At 74.7% G+C, this 24,583-nt stretch carries 22 protein-coding genes and 3 pseudogenes; 11 read left to right on the forward strand and 14 right to left on the reverse strand.

Going from position 1 to position 24,583, the window contains the following annotated elements:
* The first annotated feature begins 361 nt into the window (after positions 1 to 361).
* On the forward strand, positions 362 to 790 hold the full coding sequence (locus C1I99_RS12160) for an archease (protein WP_111134327.1): 429 nt from the start codon (positions 362 to 364) through the stop codon (positions 788 to 790).
* A gap of 6 nt (positions 791 to 796) precedes the next feature.
* On the opposite strand, the gene C1I99_RS12165 is transcribed toward C1I99_RS12160, so the two are convergent.
* From C1I99_RS12165 to C1I99_RS12195, 7 genes are read right to left on the reverse strand one after another with little or no spacing between them, the layout of a single operon-like run.
* A complete protein-coding gene (locus tag C1I99_RS12165) occupies positions 797 to 2,215 on the reverse strand; it encodes an RtcB family protein (RefSeq protein WP_111134328.1) in 1,419 nt (472 codons plus the stop codon).
* Positions 2,216 to 2,274: 59 nt separating this feature from the next.
* Entirely contained in the window at positions 2,275 to 2,715 is a 441-nt protein-coding gene (locus tag C1I99_RS12170; RefSeq protein ID WP_111134329.1) for a hypothetical protein, read from the reverse strand.
* Positions 2,716 to 2,764: 49 nt separating this feature from the next.
* On the reverse strand, positions 2,765 to 3,634 hold the full coding sequence (locus C1I99_RS12175; RefSeq protein ID WP_111134350.1) for a carbohydrate ABC transporter permease: 870 nt from the start codon (positions 3,632 to 3,634) through the stop codon (positions 2,765 to 2,767).
* A gap of 35 nt (positions 3,635 to 3,669) precedes the next feature.
* Positions 3,670 to 4,713 (reverse strand): ABC transporter ATP-binding protein, encoded by a 1,044-nt coding sequence (locus C1I99_RS12180; protein ID WP_111134330.1) that lies wholly within the window; start codon positions 4,711 to 4,713, stop codon positions 3,670 to 3,672.
* On the reverse strand, positions 4,710 to 6,032 hold the full coding sequence (locus tag C1I99_RS12185; RefSeq protein WP_111134331.1) for an ABC transporter substrate-binding protein: 1,323 nt from the start codon (positions 6,030 to 6,032) through the stop codon (positions 4,710 to 4,712). Before C1I99_RS12185 ends, C1I99_RS12180 begins: the two co-directional genes overlap by 4 nt.
* Positions 6,029 to 6,886 carry a carbohydrate ABC transporter permease gene (locus C1I99_RS12190; RefSeq protein WP_111134332.1) on the reverse strand — a complete coding sequence of 286 codons (858 nt, stop codon included), beginning with the start codon at positions 6,884 to 6,886 and terminating at the stop codon, positions 6,029 to 6,031. The genes C1I99_RS12185 and C1I99_RS12190 overlap by 4 nt, the downstream gene beginning before the upstream one ends.
* A 25-nt stretch (positions 6,887 to 6,911) precedes the next feature.
* Positions 6,912 to 9,704, reverse strand: a complete 2,793-nt coding sequence (locus C1I99_RS12195) for a beta propeller repeat protein (RefSeq protein WP_111134333.1) — start codon at positions 9,702 to 9,704, stop codon at positions 6,912 to 6,914.
* A 170-nt stretch (positions 9,705 to 9,874) separates the two neighbouring features.
* On the opposite strand from C1I99_RS12195, the gene C1I99_RS12200 reads away from it, so the two are divergent.
* The 4 genes and pseudogenes from C1I99_RS12200 (at position 9,875) to C1I99_RS12215 (ending at position 12,487) form a co-directional block, all read left to right on the forward strand.
* Positions 9,875 to 10,717: an SDR family oxidoreductase gene (locus C1I99_RS12200; RefSeq protein ID WP_111134334.1), complete on the forward strand. Its 843-nt coding sequence runs from the start codon at positions 9,875 to 9,877 to the stop codon at positions 10,715 to 10,717.
* Between the two features lie 115 nt (positions 10,718 to 10,832).
* A complete protein-coding gene (locus C1I99_RS12205; RefSeq protein WP_111134335.1) occupies positions 10,833 to 11,243 on the forward strand; it encodes an SSI family serine proteinase inhibitor in 411 nt (136 codons plus the stop codon).
* A 200-nt stretch (positions 11,244 to 11,443) separates the two neighbouring features.
* Positions 11,444 to 12,214: pseudogene (locus C1I99_RS12210) on the forward strand (pentapeptide repeat-containing protein); the annotation flags it as partial.
* A 45-nt stretch (positions 12,215 to 12,259) separates the two neighbouring features.
* Positions 12,260 to 12,487: a hypothetical protein gene (locus C1I99_RS12215; protein ID WP_111134337.1), complete on the forward strand. Its 228-nt coding sequence runs from the start codon at positions 12,260 to 12,262 to the stop codon at positions 12,485 to 12,487.
* Positions 12,488 to 12,494: 7 nt separating this feature from the next.
* Here C1I99_RS12215 and rnhA read toward each other — a convergent pair whose 3' ends face one another.
* Positions 12,495 to 12,974 (reverse strand): ribonuclease HI, encoded by a 480-nt coding sequence (rnhA, locus tag C1I99_RS12220; RefSeq protein WP_111134338.1) that lies wholly within the window; start codon positions 12,972 to 12,974, stop codon positions 12,495 to 12,497.
* A gap of 172 nt (positions 12,975 to 13,146) precedes the next feature.
* On the opposite strand from rnhA, the gene C1I99_RS12225 reads away from it, so the two are divergent.
* Positions 13,147 to 13,902 (forward strand): tyrosine-protein phosphatase, encoded by a 756-nt coding sequence (locus C1I99_RS12225; protein ID WP_111134339.1) that lies wholly within the window; start codon positions 13,147 to 13,149, stop codon positions 13,900 to 13,902.
* On the opposite strand, the pseudogene C1I99_RS12230 reads toward C1I99_RS12225, so the two are convergent.
* Positions 13,855 to 15,260: pseudogene (locus tag C1I99_RS12230) on the reverse strand (lycopene cyclase family protein). The gene C1I99_RS12225 and the pseudogene C1I99_RS12230 overlap by 48 nt on opposite strands.
* A 212-nt stretch (positions 15,261 to 15,472) precedes the next feature.
* On the opposite strand from C1I99_RS12230, the gene C1I99_RS12235 reads away from it, so the two are divergent.
* The 3 genes from C1I99_RS12235 (at position 15,473) to C1I99_RS12245 (ending at position 17,855) form a co-directional block, all read left to right on the forward strand.
* Positions 15,473 to 15,961 (forward strand): hypothetical protein, encoded by a 489-nt coding sequence (locus tag C1I99_RS12235; protein WP_111134341.1) that lies wholly within the window; start codon positions 15,473 to 15,475, stop codon positions 15,959 to 15,961.
* 30 nt (positions 15,962 to 15,991) lie between these two features.
* Positions 15,992 to 16,669 carry a class F sortase gene (locus C1I99_RS12240; protein WP_111134342.1) on the forward strand — a complete coding sequence of 226 codons (678 nt, stop codon included), beginning with the start codon at positions 15,992 to 15,994 and terminating at the stop codon, positions 16,667 to 16,669.
* Positions 16,670 to 16,751: 82 nt separating this feature from the next.
* Positions 16,752 to 17,855 carry a magnesium and cobalt transport protein CorA gene (locus C1I99_RS12245; protein WP_111134343.1) on the forward strand — a complete coding sequence of 368 codons (1,104 nt, stop codon included), beginning with the start codon at positions 16,752 to 16,754 and terminating at the stop codon, positions 17,853 to 17,855.
* Positions 17,856 to 17,886: 31 nt separating this feature from the next.
* On the opposite strand, the gene C1I99_RS12250 is transcribed toward C1I99_RS12245, so the two are convergent.
* Positions 17,887 to 18,591, reverse strand: coding sequence for an MBL fold metallo-hydrolase (locus C1I99_RS12250; RefSeq protein WP_111134344.1), 705 nt, complete (start codon positions 18,589 to 18,591; stop codon positions 17,887 to 17,889).
* 148 nt (positions 18,592 to 18,739) lie between these two features.
* Here C1I99_RS12250 and C1I99_RS12255 point away from each other — a divergent pair, with 148 nt between their 5' ends.
* A complete protein-coding gene (locus C1I99_RS12255; RefSeq protein WP_111134345.1) occupies positions 18,740 to 19,153 on the forward strand; it encodes a YchJ family protein in 414 nt (137 codons plus the stop codon).
* 83 nt (positions 19,154 to 19,236) lie between these two features.
* Here C1I99_RS12255 and C1I99_RS12260 read toward each other — a convergent pair whose 3' ends face one another.
* Complete coding sequence (locus C1I99_RS12260) at positions 19,237 to 20,517, reverse strand: MFS transporter (protein ID WP_111134346.1); 1,281 nt, start codon at positions 20,515 to 20,517, stop codon at positions 19,237 to 19,239.
* A 187-nt stretch (positions 20,518 to 20,704) separates the two neighbouring features.
* Here C1I99_RS12260 and C1I99_RS12265 point away from each other — a divergent pair, with 187 nt between their 5' ends.
* Complete coding sequence (locus tag C1I99_RS12265) at positions 20,705 to 21,946, forward strand: erythromycin esterase family protein (protein WP_199562093.1); 1,242 nt, start codon at positions 20,705 to 20,707, stop codon at positions 21,944 to 21,946.
* A 149-nt stretch (positions 21,947 to 22,095) separates the two neighbouring features.
* Here C1I99_RS12265 and C1I99_RS12270 read toward each other — a convergent pair whose 3' ends face one another.
* From C1I99_RS12270 to C1I99_RS32720, 3 genes and pseudogenes are all read right to left on the reverse strand, one after another.
* A complete protein-coding gene (locus C1I99_RS12270) occupies positions 22,096 to 23,067 on the reverse strand; it encodes a mechanosensitive ion channel family protein (RefSeq protein WP_111134347.1) in 972 nt (323 codons plus the stop codon).
* 147 nt (positions 23,068 to 23,214) lie between these two features.
* The gene (locus C1I99_RS12275) at positions 23,215 to 24,138 is read right to left on the reverse strand and encodes a hypothetical protein (RefSeq protein ID WP_111134348.1); all 924 of its coding nucleotides are present in this window, start codon (positions 24,136 to 24,138) and stop codon (positions 23,215 to 23,217) included.
* A gap of 49 nt (positions 24,139 to 24,187) precedes the next feature.
* Positions 24,188 to 24,583, reverse strand: a pseudogene (locus C1I99_RS32720) (serine/threonine-protein kinase); the annotation flags it as partial.

Below are 24,583 nucleotides of genomic sequence, written 5' to 3' on the forward strand. Positions count from 1 at the left end.
CCGTAATATGCTGCGGGCACGAGGGTGCGACGTAACGGCGACACGGGCGACCTCCACGTACGACGGTGCCCGCAGCATATTACGGCTGCGGCCGGAACTCCAGAGGTGTCGATCGATAGGCACGCACGGCGAGGATTTCGCAGCTTGGACCTCGACAGGCCGAACGTGGCCTACCGGTTAGATCCATGACCGAAACTATGATGCTGGAGGTCGTGCGGCAACGTACCGCGCTGACCGCGCGGGCCGGTGGCGGGCGGCCCGCCCCCGGAAACCCGTCCCGCCCGCCCGGGCGTCACGTACGGTGGCAGCGACACAGCCACGCGCTCGCGCTCCAGACCGTCGAGCCGTACGGGGGCGAGAGATGAGCAGACGACCAATGCCGGGTCACCGGTGCGTGCCGCACACCGCGGACGTCCGGATCGAGGCGTGGGCGCCGACCCGGGAGGCGTGCCTGGCCGAGGCGGTCACCGCGCTGGTCGACACGTTCACCGACACCGGCGGCGCCCGGCCGCAGGCCGAACGCGAGTTCCAGGCACCGGCCGACGACGACGAGGACATGCTGGTGACCGTCCTCGACGAAGTGATCTTCCGGATGGACACTGCGGGTGAGCTGCCGCTGGCCACCGAGGTCACCGCCGACCCGGCCGGCGGGCTGGTGGTGTGCTGGCAGGTGACGGGCACCGAAGCGGTGGAGCTGACCGGGGCGGTACCGAAGGCCGTCTCCCTGCACGAGCTGCGCTTCGGCCGGGACGACGAGGGCTGGTCCTGCGCAGTGACCCTGGACGTCTGAGCCAGGTCAGCCCTTCACCACGCCGACCGGCACCAGCCGGGCCACCCGGCGGCACAGCCCGGCGCCCTCGGCCGCCTCGACCACCGCCGAGACGTCCTTGTACGCCGCCGGCATCTCCTCGGCCAGGCCTCGCCTCGACGCGCCACGCACCGCGATGTCCTGCGCCGCCAGCTGGCGGCGCGGGTCCTGGCCGCGCTCGGCCTTGACCGCCTGCTTGCGGCTCTGCACCCGGCCGGCACCGTGGCAGGTCGAGGCGAACGCGGGCGCGCCGGGCACGCCGGTGAGCACGTACGAACCGGTGCCCATGGAGCCGGGTATCAACACCGGCTGCCCCACGTCGCGCAGGTCGTCGGGCAGGTCGGGATGGCCCGGCGGCAACGCCCGGGTGGCCCCCTTGCGGTGCACGCAGAGACTGCGCCGCGCACCGTCCACGTCGTGGGTCTCGATCTTGGCAAGGTTGTGCGAGATGTCGTAGACCAGGTCGAGCCCACGCCCGGTCTCCCGCTCGAACACCTTCCGGGCGGCGGCGGCCAGCAGCTGCCGGTTCGCCCGCGCGTAGTTCGCGGCGGCCGCCATCGCCCCCAGGTAGGCGCGACCCTCGTGGGACGACACCGGGGCGCAGGCCAGCTGCCGGTCCGGCACGTGGATGCCGTGGCGCGTCATCACCTTCGCCATGCCCCGCACGTAGTCGGTGCAGATCTGGTGGCCAAGTCCCCGGGACCCGCTGTGGATCATCACGCAGACCTGACCGGGACGCAGCCCGAAGGCGGTGGCGACGCGGTCGTCGTACACCTCCTCGACGGCCTGCACCTCCAGGAAGTGGTTGCCGGAACCGAGACTGCCGACCTGCCGGGCGCCTCGCTCCACCGCCCGCTCGCTGACCTGCGCCGGGTTGGCGTCGTCCACCGCGCCGTAGTCCTCGCAGCGCACCAGGTCCCGCTCCACGCCGAAGCCCCGCTCCACCGCATACCGGGAGCCGCCGCGCAGCACCGCGTCGAGCTCCGAGTCCTTCGACAGGTGCCACACCGCGCCCTTGCCCATGCCGCGTGGCGTGGCCGCGCCCAGGCCGTCCATCAGCGGCTCCAGCCGGCCGTCCAGCTCGGTGCGGTCAAGGTCGGCGGCGAGCAGGCGCACCCCGCAGGAGATGTCGAAGCCGACGCCGCCGGGCGACACCACCCCGTCCTGCTCGACGTCGGTGGCGGCCACGCCGCCGATCGGGAAGCCGTAGCCCCAGTGCACGTCGGGCATGGCGTACGAGGCGTCGACGATGCCGGGCAGCGTCGCGACGTTCGCCACCTGCTCCAGTGACTTGTCCGCGCCGGCGTCGGGCAGCAGCGACCGGGACGCGAAGACCACGCCCGGCACCCGCATCGGGTCGTGCCGGTCGATCCGAAACCGGTACGGCGACTCCTCCACCAGGTCCATTCCCCGCGGCTACCCGTCCGGGCCGGCCCTACACCTGCGCACGCCCAGGGGCCGGCGGATCAGGCGGGCTCGACCCGGTTGACGGCCAGCGCGTCGGATACGTCCGGGTCACCGCAGGCGGCCGGGCGGGGGGTCAGCCCGCCGTGCACGGTGATCCGGTCACCGGGGCGTAGCGCGGCCGCCGCCGCCCCGGTGAGCGCCCACCGCCGCTCGCCCACCAGCAGCACGGTGCACCCGTCCACCCGCTCGACCGTGCCGGTCAGGGTCCGCCCACCCCAGGGCAGCGGGCCCGGCACCTCGCCACCGCCCGGGGAGGAGGGCGGGGCCGTCGGTCCGCCCGGCCCGCCGGTCGCCGGCGGCGCGGTCGAGCCGGCCGACGGCGGGGGGCCGGACGGCGCGGTGGAGGCCCCGCCCGTCACCTCCGGCGGATCGGGCGCGGTACAGGCGGCCACCCACCAGAGCAGACCGACGGCGGTCACCAGCAGCCCGACTCGACGCATCGCACGACACCTCCGTCAGCTGGGACGGCCCGCCCGGCCGGACGGTTCCTCACAGCCGGTAGAAGGCACGGTAGCGCCGGAACACCCGCCACTGCACCACCACCGCCGCCACGGTCAGCAGCATCATCACCAGGGTCGCCGCGGCGGCGTAGCCGTAGCGCAGGTACTCGAACGCGGTGCGGTAGACGAACAGCGACAGGTACGTGGTGGCGTACGGGGGTGGGCCGCCGTCGGTGACCACGAACGCCGGCACGAACGAGAAGTGCAGGCTGGCGATGGCGTCGCGCACCGCCAGCAGCGCGAGCACCGGCGCCATCAGCGGCAGGGTGACCCGGCGGAACACGTCCCAACCGGTGGCGTCCTCGAGGGCGGCCATCTCGTACACGTCGCGGGGCAGCGCCCGGCGGGCAGCCAGCAGCACCACGAAGGTCTCCCCCATGGTGAACAGGCTCATCAGGATGATCGCCGCCCGGGCGTCGGTGGGGTCGGTGAGCCACTGCGGCGGGGTGCGGCCCAGCGCGGTCAGCCCGTTCTCCCCGCCGGTGCGCAGCAGCTGGTTGATCGGGCCATAGAGCGGGTTGAGCAGCCACAGCCAGAGCAGCCCGTAGGCGATCTCCGGCACCGCGGCGGGCAGCACGGCCGCGGCGCGCGCGGTGCCGACCCCGGGCGCCCGCCGGTGCAGCAGCAGCGCCAGGCCGAGCGCGAGGAGCACCCGCAGCGGTACGGCCACCAGCGCGAAGACCAGCGAGTTGGTCAGCGAGACCCGGAACACCGGGTCGTCCAGGAGCGCGGTGACGTTGTCCAGGCCCACCCAGGTCGGCGGGCGCAGCAGGTCGTACTCGGTGAAGGCCAGCGCCAGGGTGACGGCGGCGGGCAGTAGCACCAGCCCGACCAGCCCGACCAGGTACGGCGCGAGCATCAGCGCCAGCTGCCGCCGCGCGCGGCTGTCCGGCCTCATGACGGGCGGTACCGGCGGCCCGAGCCGGCGTGGAAGACGTGCACATCGGCCCAGCGCACGCCGACGCGCACCGCCGATCCCCTGCCGGGCCGGCGCGACGCCGGCACCCGGGCGACGACCGGCTGCCCGCCGGCGAGGGTGAGGTACGCGTACGCGTCCTCGCCGACCACCTCGACCCGGTCGACGGTGGCCGCCGCCCCCTCGGCCGCGTCCAGCGTGACCGCCTCGGGCCGGAACCCGAGCTGCAGGTCGTCGTCCGCCGTGGCCGGCGGCGCCGCGCCGGTGGGGTGTACCGGCCCGCCGGCGGGGAGCAGGTTCATCGCCGGAGAGCCGACGAAACGGGCCACGAATGTGCTCGCCGGGGCGCGCCAGATCTCCTCCGGGGTGCCCACCTGCTCGATCCGCCCGTCACGTAGCACCGCGATCCGGTCGGCGAGCACCAGCGCCTCGGTCTGGTCGTGGGTGACGTGCACCATGGTGGCGCCCAGCCGATCGTGCAGCGCCCGCAGTTCGGCGCGCATCTCCACCCGCAGCGTCAGGTCGAGGTTGGACAGCGGTTCGTCGAGCAGAAACACGTCCGGCTCGCGGACCAGCGCCCGGGCCAGCGCCACCCGCTGCCGCTCGCCACCGGAGAGCTGCCCCGGCCGCCGGTCGAGCAGTCCTGCGCAGCCGACCGTCTCGGCCGCCGTCCGGGCCCGTTCCCGGGCCACCGCCCGGGGGGTGTCGCGCACCTCCAGGCCGAAGGCGATGTTCTCCGCCACCGTCAGGTGCGGGAAGAGCGCGTACGACTGGAACACCATCGACACGTTGCGCCGGCCGGGGCGGGCGGTGGTGACGTCCCGGCCGGCGATGCGCACGCGCCCGGCGGTGACCGGCTCCAGCCCGGCCGCCACCCGCAGCACCGTCGACTTGCCGGCCCCGGACGGGCCGAGCACCACCAGCAGTTCGCCCCGGTCGACGGTCAGGTCGACCTCGTGCAACACCGTCGCACCCCGGTACGCGGCGCTGACGCCGTCGAAGGCGAGTCCCGCCTCGCTCACCCGTGCTCACCGCGGGCGAAGATCGGCCGGGTCTGCTGGTCGAGGTCGCGGATCACGTCGTCGAGGCGGTCGCCCCGGTGCATGGCGTTCTCCAGGATCCCGTACGTGACGTCCTCGACCTCCGGCCAGGTGGAGACTGTGGGCAGCGCCCGGACGGTGGGGATGGCGTCGAGGAAGACCTTCGCGCTGCGCGGCGGCTGGGCCGGGCCGAGGAACGCCGGGGACTGCGACACGCCGATGTGCGAGGGCACGGTCCGGCCGGTGGCCGCGATGATCCGCTGCCCCTCCTCGGCGACGGCGAACTCCAGGAACCGCCAGGCGGCGTCCTTGCGCTTCGCGCCGCGGGTCACGCAGTACGCGTCGGAGTGCAGCACCCCGACCTGCTCCCGGTAGACCGGCAGCGGGGCCACGTCCCACTCGAAGTCGGTGATGGACCGGAACGTGGTGGTGGAGCGCCGGGAGCTCATCAACATGGCGAGGCGGCCGTTGGCGAACCGGGACTCGTCGTCCTCGGCCTCCACCTCCTCGTCGGTGGGCACCACCCCGTACGCCAGCCGCAGGTCGACCAGGTTCTTCAGCGCCTCCCGGGCGGCCGGGCCGTCCAGGGTGAGCCGCGTCGGCCGCTCGGGGTCGTCGACGATCTCACCGCCGTTGGACCAGACGAACGGGGCCAGCCGGATGATCGACGGCTCGACGCCGAGGCCGTGCACGGCCGGCCGCAGCGCCGCGCCCTCGCTCTCGGTGGCCTTGACGACCAGCCCCCGGGAGTCGCGGGTCATCGCGGTGGCGGTGCCGACCAGGTCGTTCCAGGTCCAGCCCGCCTTCGGCTCGGGCACCCCGTACCTGGCGAACAGCGTGCGGTTGTAGTAGACGGCCAGGCTGGAGACGTTCTGCGGCAGGCAGAGCTGCCTGCCGTCCCACCTGAAGGCGTTCCACGCCACCGGGTAGTAGTTGGCCGGGTCGATCGCCTCGGAGGCGGCAATCCGGTCGTCCAGCGGCTCGACCACGTTCTTCGCGGCGAACTGGCCGTAGAAGCGGTAGTTCATCAGGAACAGGTCCGGCGGGGCGCCACCGGCGACCGAGGTGGCCAGCCGGGCCAGCAGGTCCTTGCGGTCGCTGGCCTCGACCAGCTGCACCTCGGCGCCGGGCCGGCTCTTCTCGTACGCGTCGATGAGGGTGCGGTAGGCGGCCAGCTCCTCGGGGGCGCCGAAGACCAGCAGCCGCACCGGGCCGTCGGCCGACGAGCCGGATCCGGTGCCGCAGCCGGTGGCCAGCAGCACCGCGGAGAGCAGCAGGGCGAGCAGCGCCTTCGGTCTCATCGGTCCCGTCCCGTCGGGTCGTCGTGGTGGAGGAAGCGGCGCTGGGCCAGGACGAAGACCAGGAGCGCCGGGGCGGTGGCCAGCACCGCGCCGGCCAGGAACACCGGGAAGTTCGTCGGGTCCAGCACGGACAGCGAGCGCAGCGCCAGCGGCAGGGTGAACAGGTCCCGACCGTAGACATAGATCAGCGGGTCGAGGAAGTTCGACCAGGTGAGCACGAAGGTAAGCGCGGTCAGCGCGGCGGTGACCGGGCGGACCAGCGGGAGGGCGACCCGCCACCAGGTGCGCATCGGCGAGAGGTCCTCCACGAGGCAGGCGTCGTACAGGTCCGCCGGCAGCGCCCGGAAGGCCAGGTAGTAGACCAGGACGTAGAGCGGCGAGGTGCCCAGCAACGCCGGGGCGATCAACGGCACCAGGGTATCGGTCAGCCCGAGCGCGCGGAAGATCGCGAAGCGGGGCACCAGCAGCGCGGTGGCCGGCACCATCAGGGCGACCAGGGAGGCCGCCACGACGGTGGCGGTGGTGCGCGGCGCGAGCCGGGCCAGCGCGAACCCGGCGAGCGAGGCGACCAGCACGCTCAGCGGCACCGCGACGACCGCGACCAGCACCGAGTTAACCGAGGCGCGCAGCAGCCCGCCGATCTCGACGGCCTGCCGATACCCGGTGCCGGAGACCGGATCGGGCACCAGTTGCGGCGTCGGCGAGGGCGGCAGGCCCGGCTCGGTGAGCGAGCCGGACACCAGCAGCAGCAGCGGCGGGACGAAGACCAGGATGACGAAGGCCGCGCCGAGGGTGCGCCAGAGCCGACCGGCCGCCCCGGACAGCGGTGAGGGGCCGCTCGCGCGGCCCCTCACCCGGTTGGTGCCGATGGTCTCCTGCCTACTTCAGCTTGAGCTGCCAGGCGCCGAGGCCGTGCGAGGCGGCGTAGAGGATCCGCTTGCCCGGCACGATGGTGAGCCCGGCCACCTCGACGTTCGGCATCCCGCCGCCCGCCTTGACCCAGGTCGTGCTGCCCTTGGCCAGCCGCAGGACGCCGAAGTCGGTGGCCGCGTAGAGGTCACCGGTGACGTCGTCGCGGACCAGGTCGGTGATCGGCTGGTCGCCGAAGTCGTACGACCGGTCGGCCCAGGTGGCGCCGGCGCCGCCCACCGTCACCTCGAACGCGTGCCCGGTGGTGGCCGGGGTGTTCGAGTTGAACCCGCTGTAGGAGATCCACGCCCGGGCCGGGTCGGCCGGGTCGATGTGGATGCTGGTGACGAAGCGGTGCGGCGTGCTGGACGTGTCGATCCGGGTCCAGGTCACCGCGGAGGCCGGCTCGGCGTCGACGTTGCGGGTGACGAACACCCGGCCGGTGCTGGTCGCCGCCCAGGCGGTGGACGAGTCGCTGTCGACCCGCTGCACCACCGAGACGGCGCCACCGGCCCGGTCGCCCCAGGCGGCGTCGGTCAGCCCGACCGTGCCGAGCTGCTCCCAGTCGCCGCAGCGGGCCTCGAAGGTGCCCGTCCAGGTGTTGCAGATCCGGTTGGCCTCCTCCAGCGTCCGGTCGCCCAGGCCGAAGGTCTTGGTGCGGAAGACCGAGCGGCCGGTGCCGGCGAACATCGTGCCGCTGACCTTCGGGTCGCTGATCACCGGGGCGTAGAACAGGTTGCCCGGCTGGCCGAAGACGCCGTCGTAGATCGAGATCCAGCTGCCGGTGTCGCCGTTGTTGAAGTTCACCTCCGGGGTCGCGTCGAAGAACGTGTGGAACCGGAACTCCGGCTTGCCGACGTCGAAGCCGGAGGCCCCGCCGTCACCGATCATCGTGTTGACCCAGCGGGTGCGCTGGCCCTTGTTCTCCCAGGTGCCGTTGTCCTGGGTGCCGCCCTGCAACAGCGTGTGGTCGTGCGGGCTGACCGACAGGCTGATGAACTGCAGGGTGTTCATGCCCGTGTTGATGCCCTCCAGCTTCGAGGGGATCCGCGAGAGCATCTGCTTGCAGCGGTCCTTCTGGACCTGGGTGGTCAGGTTGCGGTCCGGGTTGTCGCACCAGGCGGAACGGTCTACGAACTGGCCGCTGGAGCGCATCAGGCCGCCGTCGTTGGCCTCGAAGAACTGGTACGGGTTGCGCGGGTTGGTGACCAGCGCGTGCTGGTCGGGGTGCAGCCCGTTGGGGTGCAGCTCGTCGGTGCCGTCGAAGGTCATGTCGGTGCCGCTGACCCCGGCGTCGGTGGAGAGCACGACCGCCCGCTTGTGGGCGATGGTCTCGCCGTAGACGTAGGAGCCGCCGGTGTAGACGATGTCCGGGTGCCCCGGCGGGGTGTGCACGAACACGTCGTACCAGCACTGACCGGTGCACTGGTTGTAGGTGGCGAAGCCCGGGTCGGCCGGGTTGGCGCTGGTCAGGTCGGTGAACGTCGGGACGCCGGCGGCCACGTCGTCGCTGCGGAACAGCCGCGAGTACGGGTTGCCGAAATTGCCCTCGTAGACGTACATCCGGGTCTTGCCGCCCGGCAGCGCGGTGACGTCGATCGCGGCCCGGCTCTGGAACACCGCCGGGTTCAGCGACGGCTTGATCTGGGTCCAGGTCGCCCCGGCGTCGGCCGACCGCCACACGCCGCGGGCGTACGAGGAGGCGTAGACGATGTCGGAGTCACGCGGGTCGAGCTTGACGTAGCGGACGCCGCGCGGCGAGCAGGCCGCGGTGTTGTTCCACTCGGCCGCGCTGCCGGTGCACTGCGTGGCGTCGGCCGAGCCATTGTGGATGAACGTCCAGTTCGCGCCGCCGTCGGTGGACTTGTAGAGGCCCCACTTCGCGGCGTCGGGCACCGGGCGGGTGACGCCGGTGCAGCAGGCGCTGGACATGCCGCGCAGCGCGGTGGTGGTGGCGACGTAGAGCGTCTTCGGGTCGCCCGGCTTGATGGTGACCTCGCCGATGCCCTTGCCGGCGAGAACGTCCTTGCCCAGCGGGCCCTTCCAGGTCAGACCACCGTTGGTGGACTTGTAGAGGCCGACACCGGCCACGCAGCCGGAGCCGCAGGCGTTGGCCTCACCGGTGCCGACGTAGATGGTCAGGCCGTTCCGGTCGTTGCGGTCGATCGTGACCGAGCCAGCGGCGTTGATGCCGAGCGGGCCGCCCAGGTAGAACCACTTGGGCTTGGGCGCCAGCACGTTGAGGGTGCCCCAGATGCCACCACCGGCCGGGGTGGCGTACGCCCGACACAGACCCGGCTGGCAGTCCGGTGAGATGTCGATCGAGGTGACCCGGCCACCGGCGACGTACTCGTTGGGCACGTAGTTGAACGAGTTGCGGTACTCGGTGAACGGGTAGAGCGCTTCGCTCGGGCCGACGTTGGTCCAGCGCTGGGCGCCCCGGAAACGCTTGTCCGCCCTCGCGTACGCGGCCTTGGACCGGTCCACCTGGGCGATGCTGATCGCGTCCGCCGGGTAGGCGCGCTCCAGGAACTCCTGCTGGGCGGCGTTGCCGGGGCCCTCGGGCGACATGCCGTCGCTGCCGGGCGCCGCCTGGCGCAGCCGTTCGAGGTGGGCGCCGGTGGCGCCCGGCATCTCGCCGTCGCCGACCGCCGCCGCGGCCGGCACCTCGGTGCCGGTGAAATGGATGCCGGCGGCACCCGTCGTCGCCACGAGGGCGGCGACGGCTAGTCCTGCTAGTAGATGGCGACGTCTGCGCTTCACGAGGGTCCCTCCCGGAAAGAAGGCGTCGCCGCAGCGCGGCGCCGGAATTGGCGACCGTCGCTGGCAGCGTCCACGCTGGAATATGGCAGAGTTGATCGACGCCGACAATCCCCTGCGTGGACCCAGATCGACGTATGGTTGCATTCGCATGGAACGGGTAAGGCGGCCTCATGCCCGTGCGCTTTGAGCACTACCCGCGAACCGCGATCATCACCGGCGCCGACTCCGGGATCGGCAAGGCGTGCGCCGTGGCGCTCGCCGAAGCCGGATTCGACATCGGCATCACCTGGTACGGCGACGCCGACGGCGCCGAGGGTACCGCGGCCGAGGTCCGCGCCGCCGGCCGGCGCTGCGAGGTCGCCGAGCTGGACCTCACCCGGCTGCCCGGCGCCGCCGCGGTCGTCGACGCGCTGACCGACCGGCTCGGCGGGATCGGGGTGCTGGTCAACAACGCCGGCACCGGGAGCGCCACACCGTTCGTCGACACCTCGTGGGAGCAGTGGCGCGAGGTGCTCGCGGTCGACCTGGACGGGCCGTTCCTGTGCGGGCAGCGGGCCGCCCGGCGGATGCGCGCCGCCGGGACCGGCGGCCGGATCATCAACATCACCAGTGTGCACGAGCACGCGCCGCGGGTCGGCTCGGCGGCGTACTGCGCGGCCAAGGGCGGGCTGGGCCTGCTGACCCGGGTGATGGCGCAGGAGCTGGCGGCCGACGGGATCACCGTCAACGCGGTCGCGCCCGGGGAGATCAGCACCCCGATGACCGGTCAGGAGGACGTCGACCCGTTCACCCAGCGGCGCCCCGGCGTGCCGGTGGGGCGGCCGGGGGACGCCCGCGAGGTGGCCGCCGTGGTCGCGCTGCTCGCCTCCCCCGCCGCCGGGTACGTCACCGGCGCGTCCTGGCCGGTCGACGGCGGCATGCTGCTGATGGGCCCGCAGGCCAACGCCCTGACCTCGAACGACTGGCGCTCCGTCGGAGGCGCCCGGGGGCGGACCGGACCCCCGCAGGCGTAACAGTTGGTGACCCAGCGGGTTCACACCGTCCACTTAGGGTGGTCCTCGGCCCGGTCACACGACGGCCGGGCCGACGACCGGCCCCCACCCCGGGGCCCCGACGGAAGGACACACCATGCCCTTCGCCCACCGGGTCGCCGCCCTGTCCACCGCGGCCCTCCTGGCCACCGGCGCACTCGCGGTCACCGCCCCCGGCGCCGCACACGCCGCCCCGACCGCACCGGCCACGTCGGTGCTGCTGCTCAGCGTCGAGCCGCACGTCACCGGGGCGCCGCGGGCCACCGCGCTGCGCTGCGCCCCCACCGGCGGCGCACACCCGTACGCGGCGACCGCGTGCCGCGCCGTGGCCGCCGTCGACGGCGACCTCGCCGCCCTGCACCTCGACCCCGGGCCGTGCACCCTGGAGTACGCCCCGGTCACCGCCCGCGCCTGGGGGCTCTGGCGGGACCGGCCGGTGTCCTACACCGAGACCTTCGGCAACCGGTGCCAGATGCTGCGGGAGACCGGCCTGCTCTTCGCCTTCTGACCCGGTACGCGCGGCGCCCGCTCCACCGGGGCGCCGCGCGGCTCGGTCCGCGCCGACCACCCGTCCCGCCGCGACCCTCGCCGCCCGGGCCGAGGCCGCACCAGCGGTGACCCCGCCACGGCTTGCGAGGGTCCCGGCGGGACAATGGGAGGCCGGCCGCCCACCGCCGGCGCATCCCGGACGGCAGGAGAACGGTCAGCGTGTCGGAAAGCCCCCAGACGTCGCCGGCCGCGCTGCGTGCCGACTGCTCGCGGTGCTTCGGGCTGTGCTGCGTCGCGCCCGCCTTCTCCGCCTCGGCCGACTTCGCCGCCGACAAGCCCGCCGGGCAGCCCTGCGCCAACCTGCGGCCGGACTTCCGCTGCGGCATCCACGCGCAGCTGCGTGACCGGGGCTACCCGGGCTGCACGGTTTTCGACTGCTTCGGCGCCGGCCAGCGGGTGGCCCAGGAGACCTTCGGCGGGCGGGACTGGCGCGACGCGCCGCGGAGCGCGCCCCGGATGTTCGCCACGTTCGCGGTGATGCGGCCGCTGCACGAGCTGCTCTGGTACCTGACCGAGGCGCGGGCGCTGCGCCCGCCGCTGCCGCCGCCGCTGCGCGACGAGCTGGCCGCCGCGCTCGCCGAGACCGAACGGCTGACCCGCGCCGACCCGGAGACGCTGCTCGCGCTCGACCTCGACGGGTACCGGGCGCGGGTCAACGCGCTGCTGTCGCGCGCCGGGGACCTGGCCCGGGCCCGCGGTGGCCGGGCCGGCGTCGACCGCCGGGGCGCGCAGCTGTTCGGCGCCGACCTGCGCCGCGTCGACCTGCGCGGAGCCAACCTGCGCGGGGCGCTGCTGATCGGGGCCGACCTGCGCGGCGTCGACCTGGGCCGGGCCGACCTCACCGGGGCGGACCTGCGCGGGACTGACCTGCGCGGGGCGGACCTGTCCGGCAGCCTCTTCCTGCACCAGTCGCAGCTCGACGCGGCCCGCTGACCGCCGGCGTTTGCGATCGCGTGAGCCGGGCAGGAACGCGGCATGACCGAGGAGCACCGCTTCGACCTGGCCGACACCGACGAACCGGACGGCGCCACCGCCATGCAGGCGTCACTGCGACCGCCCGGTGAGTCCCTGCACACCACCGACGACACCAGCGACGACTTCGCCGACCTGCCGGCCGAGGACCGCCGGTCGGCCCGGGAGGTGAGCCGCGCCGGCTACGACGTGGCGGGCGTCTCCGGGACCGTCGACCCGAACCGCGAGTAGGCCGCGGTCAGCGTCCAGCGGGGACGGCGGCGGCGCGGGCCTCGGCCATGCCCCGGTTGGCCAGGGCGTCGGCGCGCTCGTTCTCCGGGTGACCGTTGTGCCCCTTCACCCACAGCCAGGTCACCTGGTGCCGGGCGCAGGCCGTCTCCAGCCGCTGCCACAGGTCGGCGTTCTTCACCGGCTGCTTCGCCGCGGTCAGCCACCCGTTTCGCTTCCAGGACGCCAGCCAGCTGGTGATGCCGTTGCGCACGTACGTGCTGTCGGTGTGCAGCTCGACCGCGGCCGGGCGGGTCAGGCTCTCCAACGCCTGGATGGCGGCCATCAACTCCATCCGGTTGTTGGTGGTCGGGGTCGCCTCGCCACCGCACAGTTCCCGCTCGTGGCTGCCGTAGCGCAGCACCACGCCCCAGCCACCCGGACCGGGGTTACCGCTGCACGCGCCGTCGGTCCAGATCTGCACGACCCTGTCGGCCGCTGCGTCCACCATGCCGGCAAACGTACCGAATCCGCACCGGCGCGCCCGCTGGCGGGCCCCGCCCTTGAGGCGTCAGCCGGCGCGGTCCCGGGGAAGGTTGGGACCCCGCCCCCTGCCGGCTGCGCCACGACCGGCCCGCCCGGTCGGGCGCCGGCCAGGGCGGCGGGCGGTTAAGGTCAGGCCGGTGGAGCGGCAGCGGCAGATCAGCTTCGAGGGCCTGCACAACTTCCGGGACCTGGGCGGCTGGCGGGCCGCCGACGGCCGCACCGTACGGTGGGGGCTGCTCTACCGTTCCGACTCGCTGGGCAGGTTGACGGGCACGGACCTGGACCGCTTCCGCGCCCTCGGCGTGCGGACGGTGATCGACCTGCGCTATCCGTCGGAGATCGAGGTGCGCGGCCGGGTGCCGCACGAGACCGGCCTGAGCTGGCACAATCTCAGCATCGAGCACCGCCCTTACGACCAGGCCCGCATCGACCCGGCGGTCGACCCGTGGCGCTACCTCGCCGACCGGTACGCCGAAGTGGCCCAGGACGGGGCCGCGGAGCTACGGCGGGCGCTGGAAGTGATCGCCGCCGCCCACGGCCCGCTGGTCTTCCACTGCACCTCCGGCAAGGACCGCACCGGCCTCCTGGCGGCCCTGCTGCTCGCCCTGCTCGGCGTGGACGACGACCAGATCACCGAGGACTTCGCGCTGACCGAGCGGGCCACCGAGCGGCTGGTCGCCGACTGGCACGCGCTGCACCCCGACCGCACCCTGGAGTGGCCCCACTACGGCCGCGCCCCCGCCGAGATCATCCGCCTGGTGCTGGCCGACCTGCGGGGGGCGTACGGCTCGGTACGCGGGTACGCCGCCGACCGGCTCGGCGTCGGTGACGACCTGGTCGCCCGGCTACGCGAGCGGCTGCTGGAAACGCCGCACCCCGCCGGCAGGAGGTGATTGACGGGGCGGGCCCCCGGCGGGGGGATCGGTCACGCCGCCGGAGCCCGCCGGAGCCGGTCGCGCAGCCGGGCGGCGGCGTCACCGGCGGTCGCGGCGACCATCGGCGGCAGCCGGGTGGAGCTCATCACCGCGACCTCCTCGGCCGGGGTGGTGGTGCCGTCGAGGAACCGCAGCACCCGCTCGGGCGGGTTGCGCGCGAAGAGCCGGTCGAAGAACTCCGGGCCACGGACCCCGCCGCGGTCGAGCGCCCGCAGCGCCACCGCGTCCAGCCACCGGTGACGGCGGGGGTACGCGGGCGCGGGCACCGGTGGGCGACCGTCGGCGAGGGCAGCGGCCACCTGCTCGGCCTGCCGCTGCATGGCGGAGAAGGTGAAGCCGGTGGAGGGTCGGGTGGCGCCGCCGGCCGTGCCGAGACGCACCACGCGCGGCGAGGGGCGGGCGTCGAACGTCCCGTCGGTCATCGGGATCACCCCGTTCTCCACCTCCCGCACCCGGAGCCGGTCCGGGTCGAGGCCGAGCAGGTCCCGGTAGCCGGCCAGCGCCGCGTCGTACGCCTCGCCGGCGAGCGGGCCCGGTGAGAACTCGGTGTACTCGACCAGGGCGTAGCGGCTGCTCACCGGCAGGACGTAGCCGAACGAGACGCCCCGGGCCGGCTGCGGGGTGCGGAAGTCCATCAGCACGGCCCGCCCGGGGTCGAAGACCGGGCTGTCCGCCTCCAGCCACCAGCCGCGGAAGTGCTGTAGCCAGTTGGTCCGGCCGGGCCGCCGAGGCGGGCGGGGCCGGGAGTCCAGCACCCAGGACGCCCGCACCGCCGGCCCGGTCGCGCCGGTGCGCACGAGCACCCGCTCGCCGTCGTCGTCGAGGGCGTCGGCGGCCGCGACGATCCGGGTGACGCCGAGGCGCCGCCCGGCCTCGGCCGCCCGGTCGTAGACCGGGCCGGAGCGCAGCATGGCGTACCGCAGCGGGGCGAGGTCGAGCACCCGCGGCCCGGCCGGGGTGACCACCTCGACCTGCCGCCAGCTCGCCGCCAGCACCGGGTCCAGGTCCCCGCCGGGGCGGCCCCAGAACGCCCAGGTCCGGTCCTGTCCGCGCCGGTGGACCGGGTCGACCACGGCGATCCGCAGGCCGCGCACCCGGTACCGGTCGAGCGCCGCCAGCACGAGCGACGCGGCGCCGCCCCCGCCGACCAGGGCGAGGTCCACGTCGGTGGTGTTCACCTCGACCACGGTGTCACACCGCCCCCGGCGGCCCACCCACGGCCGCGGCACGGGTGCGCCTCCCCGCCACCGTGGGGGCCGCGCCGCGCGCCGCCGCCCCGGTCCCTGCCCGCCGGGCAGGGCGCCCGCGAGCGACATCGACGGGATTACCCGCCCGGTCGGCCCGTCCCGGCATTTCCGCAGCTCCCTCCGCTCTTTGGGTGGACACGTGACGGCAACGAGGATTTCTCATTTTCACCGGATCGAGGGGCCAACCGCCCTAGTGTTGGGCACACCGGTGCTAGTCACGGAGTTGGCCACCCGAACGACGTCCCACGCAGTCAGCGGACGAAATGTGAGGGAAGACGCGCATGAAGGCAAAGACAGTTCTCGTGTCGGCGGCGGTCGGCGTCGGTCTCGGCACGCTCCTGCTCCCGGGCGCCGCGCTAGCCGAGACCATCGTGTCACCGGCCAGCACCCCGGTCGGCGGGACGGTCGTGCTCACCGCGACGACCTGCAACCCGAAGGCCGGCGACGCGATCTTCCGTGTCACCGGCCCCAACCGTGACCAGAACGTCCGCTCGACCACGGCCGCGGCCGGCGGCGGGCTCAGCGCGGAACTCTTCACCGCCGGGTTCACCCTGGGCACCTACACTGTGACGGCCACCTGCGGCGACGGCAGCTCGGCGGGCAGCGCGACATTCACCGTGACGCCGATCGGCGGCGCGCCGGCCGGTGGCCGCGACGCGGGCGACGGCGTCGGGACGCTGGCCGCCGGCGGCGCCCTGCTCGGCTCGGCCGCCGGCGGCGCCGTCATCCTGGCCCGCCGCCGACGCCACATGGCCGCGGCCGCGCGCTGACCCGGTCCCGACCGTCCATCCCTGGAACGGATGCCCGCACCGGTGCCGGGGCGGGCATCCGGGCGACCGCCTACGGAGGTGGCAGACGTGCCATGGCGCAGGACCGGCTGGACGGTCACCGTCATCGCCCTGCTCGGCACGACCGGGCTCGGGCTGGTCGCCGCCGGGCTGGCGGCGGCACCAGCCCCGCCGCCCAGGCCGGGGGCCGGCGTCGCCCCGACCGGGAGCCCGCCAGCGCCGCGGGTGCCGCCGCTGCCCCGCGCCGAACCCGTCGACGTGCGGATCCCGGCCATCGGCGTGCGCGCGCCGCTGGTGCCGGTCGGCGCCGACGCCGAGGGGAAACTGGAGGTACCGCCGCTGGAGCGGCCGACCGTGGCCGGCTGGTACCAGCACGGCGTCACCCCCGGCGAGACCGGCAACGCCGTGCTGGTCGGACACGTCGACTCCCCCGCCGGCCCGGCCGTCTTCTTCGACCTCGGCCGGCTCCGTCCCGGCGACACCGTCCGGATCACCCGCGCCGACGCCAGCGTCGCCACCTTCGCCGTCGACGGCGTCGGGTCGTACCCGAAGGACCGCTTCCCCACCGACCTGGTCTACGGGCCCAGCGGCACCGCCGGGCTGCGGCTGATCACCTGCGGCGGCCGGTTCGACCGGCGCACCGGAAACTACGTCGACAACGTCGTCGTCTTCGCCACCCGCGTCCCCTGACGCCCACCGCGGCCCGGGCACGGCGCCGACGACGATCCGCGTACGGTGTCGGGCGGTGCCCGGCGAGACGCGGAGGTGGACGGTGGACCTGCGACCCGTACGGATCCGGCGGCGACTGCCGGCCCTGGTCGACCGGCTGCTCGGCCGGACAGTCGCCGAACCCGCGGTCGCGCCACGCCGGTCCAATCCGGACGCAGTCGTCGACTGCGCCGTCTACGTCAACGGCTGGCGCGAGCCGGGCCGCCCGCACTACGCCGACGCGTACGCCCACAGCCGCCGCGACCGCAAGGCCTTCGTCTGGCTCGGGCTGCACGACCCGGGCCCGGCGGTGATGGCCGCGGTCGGCCGCACCTTCGGGCTCGACGAGTTGATCGTCGAGCAGGCCCTCGCCGGCGGGCACCGACCCACCGTGCAGCACGACGGCGGGGTGACGCAGCTGGTGCTGCGCACCGCCGGCTACGTCGAGCACGGCGAGCTGACCCACGACTCCGAGGTCATCGACACCGGCGACGTGATGGTCCTGCTCGGCGACCAGTTCGTCATCACCGTGCGGCACGGCGCCGCCGGCGCGTTGACCCCGGTCCGGGACGACATCCAGCGGCGGCCGGCAATACTCGCCGAGGGCCCGTGGGCGGTGGCGTACGCGGTCTGCTCCCGGATGGTCGACCAGTACCTGGAGGTGGCCGGGCACGTCGAGCACGACCTGGAACGGGTGGAGGAAACCGTCTTCGCCCGGGACCGCTCCGTCGACATCCAGCACGTCTACCAGCTCAAGCGCGAGCTGGTGGAGTTCAAGCGGGCGGTGCTGCCGTTGCAGGCGCCGCTGCGCTCGCTGCTCGACCAGCGGCCGGGCAACCCGCCCCGCGGCCTGCACCGCTGGTTCGTCGACGTCGACGCCCGGCTGACCCGGGCGGTGGACCGGGTCGCCGCCTACGACGACCTGCTCACCTCGATCCTGCAGTCGCGGCTGGCGCAGCTCGCGGTGGACCAGAACAACGACATGCGCAAGATCGCCGCGTGGGCGGCGATCGCCGCCACCCAGACCGGCATCGCCGGGATCTACGGCATGAACTTCGCCACCATGCCCGAGCTGGGCTGGCGCTACGGCTACTTCGCCGCGCTCGGCCTGATGGCGCTGACCGCCCTCACCCTGTACCGCCTCTTCCGCCGCTCCGGCTGGCTCTGACCCGCCCCGACCCGGGCGTGGGCCCGCTCGGTCAGCGCAGACGGGAGAGGAAGGCGCGGACCTGCTCGCGGGCGCGGGTGGTCAGCTCGGGGCCGTGGGTGAAGGCGGCGATGTCGTAGTCCAGCTCGCCGAGCACGTGCGCCGTGCGCTGCGTCATCCGGAAGTCGGCGCAGAAGGCCCGGACCGGCCAGCGGATGCCCGCCACGTTGAACAGGGCGTCGCCGGTGATCAGCACCCGGGTCGGTTCGTGCAGCAGCGAGACGTGCCCCGGCGAGTGACCGGGGGTGTGCACCACCCGCAGCCCCCCGCCGACGGCCAGCACGTCGCCGTCGGTCAGCGGCCGGGCCACCTCGACGGCCGGGAAGCGGCCGCCGGCCAGCCGGGTGAGGAACCGGCCGGCCGTGTTAGCCCGGGGTGGCACCCGCCCGGACTCCGCGTACGGTACGTCGGCGGCGTGCGCGGCGACCGGGGCACCGGTACGGCGGGCCAGCTCGGCGGCCCCACCGGCGTGGTCCGCGTGGGCGTGGGTCAACACGATCCGGGTCACGTCGGCCGGGGCCTTCCCGATCGCGGCGAGCCCGCGCACGACCCGATCCGGTGCCCGTTTCAGCCCGCAGTCGACCAGCGTCACGCTGCCGTCGTCGTCCGTCAGGGCGTACGAGTTGACCATCGACCGGCCGGCGGTGGGGATGCGCCAGACGCCGGGCGCGAGGGGGATCGCGGCAGATCGCGCCATCGGCCGAGCCTACCGGGCATCGTCGACGCTCTCTGCCCCGACGCGACCGGATCCGGAGCCCGATGCCGGTACCACCGCCGCACCCGACGGCGCGGACCGGGCAGCGGCCCCGCGAGCCGGCCCCGGCGCGGGCGGCTACCCTCGCAGCGTGGCAGAGCGCGCTGGTCGGCAAGCAGCCGGGACACCCCGGGCCTGCCCGTGCGGAGCCGGCCCGGGGTACGCCGAGTGCTGCGGGCGGCTGCACCGGGGGGAGGCCGACGCGGCGACCGCCGAGGCGTTGATGCGGTCGCGGTTCTCCGCGTTCGCGATCGGCGACGCCGGGTACCTGCTGAGCAGCTGGCACTCCTCGACCCGGCCGCGCCGGTTCGACCTCGACCCCGGACAGCGCTGGACCGGCCTGGAGATCGTCGACACCGACCGGGGCGGGTTGTTCGACACCGCCGGCACGGTCGAGTTCCGCGCCCACTACCGCGAGGCCGGCCGGCCCGCAACGCTGGTCGAGCGGAGCCGGTTCGTCCGCGAGGACGGACGCTGGGTCTACCTGGACGCCGAACAGCCCTGACCGGCCCGCCGGTGCCTCCCCCGGCTGGGTCGGGCGGTAGCACGGCCTCGGCGCCGTCCCGCGCGCCGCCTCCCTCCCGGCGCTCACGCCGCCGACCTCGCGCCGGACCGCCGCCGGCCGGACGTCCCGGCGGCCCGCGCCACGCGCCGTCCCCGGCGGCCGACGGCCAGCAACACCGCGACGAGTAGGTACGGCACGGCGGCCACCGCGAAGGCGACCCCGTTACCGGCGGCGCTGGCGACCAGGCCGTAGCCGCCGTACACGGCGACGATCGTCAGGTCGGTGGTCATCCCCGCGAGCGAGGTGACGGTGGCGCGGCCGGGGCCGGTGATCCGCGCCTGCAACCGCGCGTCGGCCAGCACGGTGGCGAGCTGGAAGCCGCAGAACGCCACCGCGACGGCCACGAATCCGACCGGCCGGCCGAGCAGCGCCCCGCCGGCCAGCGCCAGCGCGGCCAGCGCCAGCAGGCCCGCGTACCCGCGGCGGGTGAGCCGCTCCCCCAACGGGGCCAGCAGCCCGCCGACGCTGACCCCGACCCAGGTCAGCAGAAGCAGCAGCGGCACGGTCGCCGCGCCGACGCCGGTGTCCCGGGCCAGCAGCGGCGTGTACTCGTCGAGGGCGCCCCAGACCGCCGTCACCGCCGCGACCAGCAGCACCGCCGCGCGTACCGACCGGTCGGCGTGCGCCTCGGCGACGCCAGCGCGCAGGCTGGCCCACCAGCCGAGGCCGTCGCCGTCGTCGGGCGGGTCGCCCTCCGGCGTGCCCCGCCGACCGGCGTCGCGGCGTTCGGGGAAGCGGGTGGCCACGGCGGCGGCGAGCAGGCAGGCCAGCACGCTCGCCGCGCCGACGGCCGGGTAGCCGCCGGCGGCGAGCACCGGGCCCGCCAGCACGATCGAGGCGAGCACGGCCAGCGTCTCGGCCGTCCTCGCACGGCCGAGGACGCGGGCGTACCGGCCGGCCGCGCCGCACCGGTCGAGTTCGGTGAAGACCAGCGCCTCCAGCGCGCCGGAGGCGAGCGCGCCGCCAGCGCCCCAGAGCACGAAGCCGGCGGCGAAGGCGGGATACGACGGGGTGAGCACCCACAGCGCGAAACCGGCGGCGGTGACCAGCGGCGCCAGGCAGAGCAGCAGCCGCCGGGAGACCGCGTCGGCCCAGGCCCCGGAGGGAACCTCCAACAGGATGCTGCTGGCCGACCAGATCACGAACAGCGAGCTGATCTGCCACACGGACAGCCCGGTGTCGCTGAACAGCAGCGCGTACACCGGGTAGAGCAGGACGAGTTCACTGAGGAACGCGTACCCGTAGAGAGTGGCCGCCAGCCGGCGGACACAGGGGTCGGGCACGCGCGCAGGGATGGGAGTCATGAGACCTTCCCGCGGGGACGAAGCGGACGCCGGGTGTACGGCGACCACGGCGGCCCGCGGCAGTGGCCTCTAGCGGTGCGTCAACATCGCCACGTCATGGCGGAAATCGTAGCCGGTACCGGGCGGCGAGGACGGCCGACGATACGGTCGGAGGCGGTGCCGGCACGCGAGCGGAGGGGAGATCGTCATGGTCAGCCGCCCGTCGATCGAGGACGCGGTTGCCGCCCACGGCGGCGATCTCGGGACGGCGCTCAGCGCGGTCCTCCGGTCGCGTCCGACGCGGCCCCGCCTGCTGGGCCTCGGGGAACCCATGCACGGCGAGGAGGCGTTTCCCCGGTTGCGCAACGAGCTGTTCCGGCACCTCGTGGAGCACGAGGGCTACCGGTCCATCGCGATCGAGAGCGACTGCCTGGCCGGCCTGCTGGTCGACGGGTTCGTCACCGACGGCGTGGGGTCGCTCGAGGATGTCATGCGGCGCGGCTTCAGCCACGGGTTCGGCGAGTCGCCGGCCAACCGGGACCTCGTGCACTGGATGCGCGAGTACAACCGGGACCGGCCCGCCGAGGACCGGCTGCGGTTCTTCGGGTTCGACGCGCCGATCGAGATGACCGGCCCGGACAGCCCCCGGCAGGCGCTCACCGCACTCCACACCTACCTCGTGGCCGAACTCCGCGGCGGTCAGGTCCCGCACGACCGGAAGGCCGTCGACCGCCTGCTCGGCGACGACGGGCGTTGGACGAACCCGGCGGCGGCCGTGGAGCCCGCCGCGTCGGTGGGCGCCTCGGCCGAGGCCGGCACGCTGCGCGTGATCGCGGACGATCTGCTGGCGGCGCTCACCTCGGAGGCTCCCCAGCTGGTCGCCTCGACCTCGTCCGACGAGTGGTGGCAGGCGCGCCTGTACGGGAGTACCGCGGTGGGGCTGCTGCGCTACCACGCCGCGATGGCCGACGACGCCCCGACCCGGGTGTCCCGGCTGCTCGGCCTGCGGGACGCGATGATGGCCGACAACCTGACCGCCATCTGCGAGCACCAGGCGCGACGCGGCCCGACGCTGGTGTTCGCCCACAACCGCCACCTGCAGCGGGTCCGGAGCCGCTGGCAGCTGGGCGGCCAGCCGCTGCGGTGGTGGAGCGCGGGCGCCGTCGTCGGTGCGCGGCTGGCCGACCGGTACGCCTTCGTCGCCGCGGCCCTGGGCGCCGCGCCGCGGCATGGGCTACCCGCGCCGGCGCCGGACACCCTGGAGGGGGTGCTGGCCACCCTTCCCGGGGACCGTCACCTGATCGACGCGCCGCGCCTGGCCGGGGCGCTCGGCCGGGCGACCCCGCTGTCCCCGCGCACCGACACCTCGACCGGCCACGGCTACTTCCCGCTGGACCCCGACCAGTTGGCCCAGATCGACGCCGTGGTGTTCCTCAAGCATCTGCCGTGACCGCCGGTCGGAGGCGCGGGCCGGCCAGCGCGGCGGAAGGCGTCACGCCGCCGCGGTCGGCATGCTCGCCGGCGACGGGTCGGCCTCCCCTGGGTCGCGCCCGTCAGGTCAGGGCGGGTCCCGCCCCGGGGGGGGGAGGGTATGGCGCCTCAGCGGCGGAACCTCTCCGCGTCGGCGGGCGGGATCACCACCGTGGCTTCGACGTCGTCGCCGGTCGGCTGGGCCGGGATCGGGGCGCCGCGCGAGGTGGCCTGGGTCGCGTCCGGGTCGGCCTGCGGCGCGACCGGGCCGGTGGCGGGCCCCCCGGTGGCGCGGGGCACCACCTGGGTGGCCTCGGCGTCGGTGTCGGCGACACGCGGCATGACCCGGGTGGGGTCCGCGCCGGCGGCGCGCCCACCGGCCAGCTCGGCCTCGGTGTCGCGGCGGCCAGCCTGGTAGGTCCGGGCGTGCGTGGCGATCAGCTGCGACTCCTGTTCGGCCCGGCTCAGCCAGGACTCCCAGCGGCTCTGCATCGGACGGACCAGGCCGCCGCCGACCCCGACGACGAGGATGCCGCCGACGGTGGCGAGCACGGCGATGAGCACCGGGGTGGTCACCGCGGTGGCGACGCCGATCTGGTTGAGCGCGGCGATGATGCCCAGGCCGAGGAGGAACACCGAGGCGACGGTGGCCAGGATCCGGCCGTACGAGAGCCCGCCGAGGGCACCGCTGATGACGTCCCTGACCGCGTTGGCGATCGCCGCCGCGACCACCACGATGACGATCGCGACGAACGCGCGGGGCAGCCAGGCGATGACCCCGGCGATCAGGTCGGAGACGGGGTTCGGGCCCCAGATGCCGAAGGCCAGCTGGAGGGTGACCAGCAGCACTCCGTAGTAGGCGAGCCTGGCGACGAGGTCGCTGGCGTCGTAGCGGGAGCGGGCCAGGGCGCGGCGGATGCCGCCGCGCTCGACGGCACGGTCGAAGCCCACCCGTGCCAGCACCCTGTCCACGATCTTCAGCACGGCCTTGGCGATCAGCCAGCCGGCCACCAGGATCGCCACGAAGGCGACCGCCCTGGGCAGGAACAGCATCACCGAGCGGAGGGCGTCCCCCACCGCGTCACCGAAGGTGTCTCTCATCGGAATCCTCCACACGGGCATCCGGTCCGTTGGGGCCGACCTACCCCCGCCGGGGTGCGGGAAAACCCGGCCCGACGGTGGTGACGGCCGGTGGACCGGGCGCCGGCGGCGGAGGGGCGGCCGGGGCCGGCCGTCCACGGGCGGCGGTCAGGTGCGCCGGCAGTCGTACCTGACCGGGGTTTGCGCCTGCACCGGTGACGGGGAGGTGATGTTGATCGTGGCGGTCTCGGTCGTGGTGCCCACCCCGCTGAACGCCCACCGCAGGGTCAGCTCGACGGTGCGCTGGCCCCGGCCGACCCGCTCGGTCAGCAGGCTGCCGGGCGCGCTGCCGGAGCGCAGCCACTGGTAGCGGATCTCCCCCGCCGCGCCGTTGGTCAGCACGGTGGCCACCACGTCAAGGGTGACGTCGCACCGGTCGCCCGCCGGCTCGGGCACCGCCACCGTCACGTTGGTGATCTTCAGCGGGCTGATCCGCTGCCAGAGGTAGAGCCCGACGGCCGCGAGCAGGGCGACGGTGAGCAGGGTGGACAGCGCCGAGGTGACCGCCCGCCACACCGGGCGCCGCCGCGGCGGCGCCGGCGGGGTCGGCGGGGTCGGCCAGGCGGGCGCGGCAGGCGGCGTCGTGGGCACCCCGGGCCCGAACCGCAGCTCACCGCCGTGCTGCGCGGGGGCTGGACCGGTGTGCACGGTGGCACCCGTCCCCGGCCGTGCCGCGGTGGTACGCCCCCCGCCCGGCGCCGTCGCCGCGGTACGCCACCCGTCCGGCCCCGCCGCCGTGACGCCGGCCGCCGGCTCCTGCCCCGCCGGGAGGTGCACGGTCGGCTCACCCGATGCGAGGTGGACCGTCGGCTCACCCGACGCCAGGTGGACCGTCGGCTCACCCGACGCCAGGTGCACCGTCGGCTCACCCGACGCCAGGTGCACCGTCGGCTCACCCGACGCCAGGTGCACCGTCGGCTGCGTGCCGGCGGCGGGGACGTCGTCGCAGCCGAGGTGCGCGGTCGGCCCGTCGGCGTCGCCCGACAGCCGGCGGGTGGGCAGCGCCTCGGTGGGGTCGTGCGGCTCGCTCACGGCAGCCCGTCCTCCGTCATCCTGGTCGACCTCCTGTCCCGGGCCTCGCTCAGCCAGGGGTGCAGAACGGGTAGAGCGTCACGTACACCGGCGCGCTCTCGGGCGAGAGGTTGCCCGCCTCGTCGGCCGCGACCACGTGCACCGGGATCCGGGTGGTCTCCGCCGGCCGGGGCAGGTCAGCGAGGACGCCCCGGAACAGGCCGCCGCCGGCCGGGCTCATCGTCACCTCGGTGGCCCGCTCCTCCACGGTGTAGCGGAAGCTGACCCGCAGCGCGCTGACCGGCGTGCGGTCGTCGGCCACGACCGCGGAGACGGTGCTGGACGTGGGCCCGTACGGGCAGCCCTTCGGGTCGAGCCCGGACGGACTGGCGGCGACCCGCCCGACCGACGGCGCCTCGGTGTCCCTGGGCGGCGGCGGGCTGGTGCTGGCCGACGGGGTCGGCGC

Origin of the sequence: Micromonospora deserti, assembly GCF_003236335.1 — a bacterium.
GTDB classification, from domain to species: domain Bacteria; phylum Actinomycetota; class Actinomycetes; order Mycobacteriales; family Micromonosporaceae; genus Micromonospora; species Micromonospora deserti.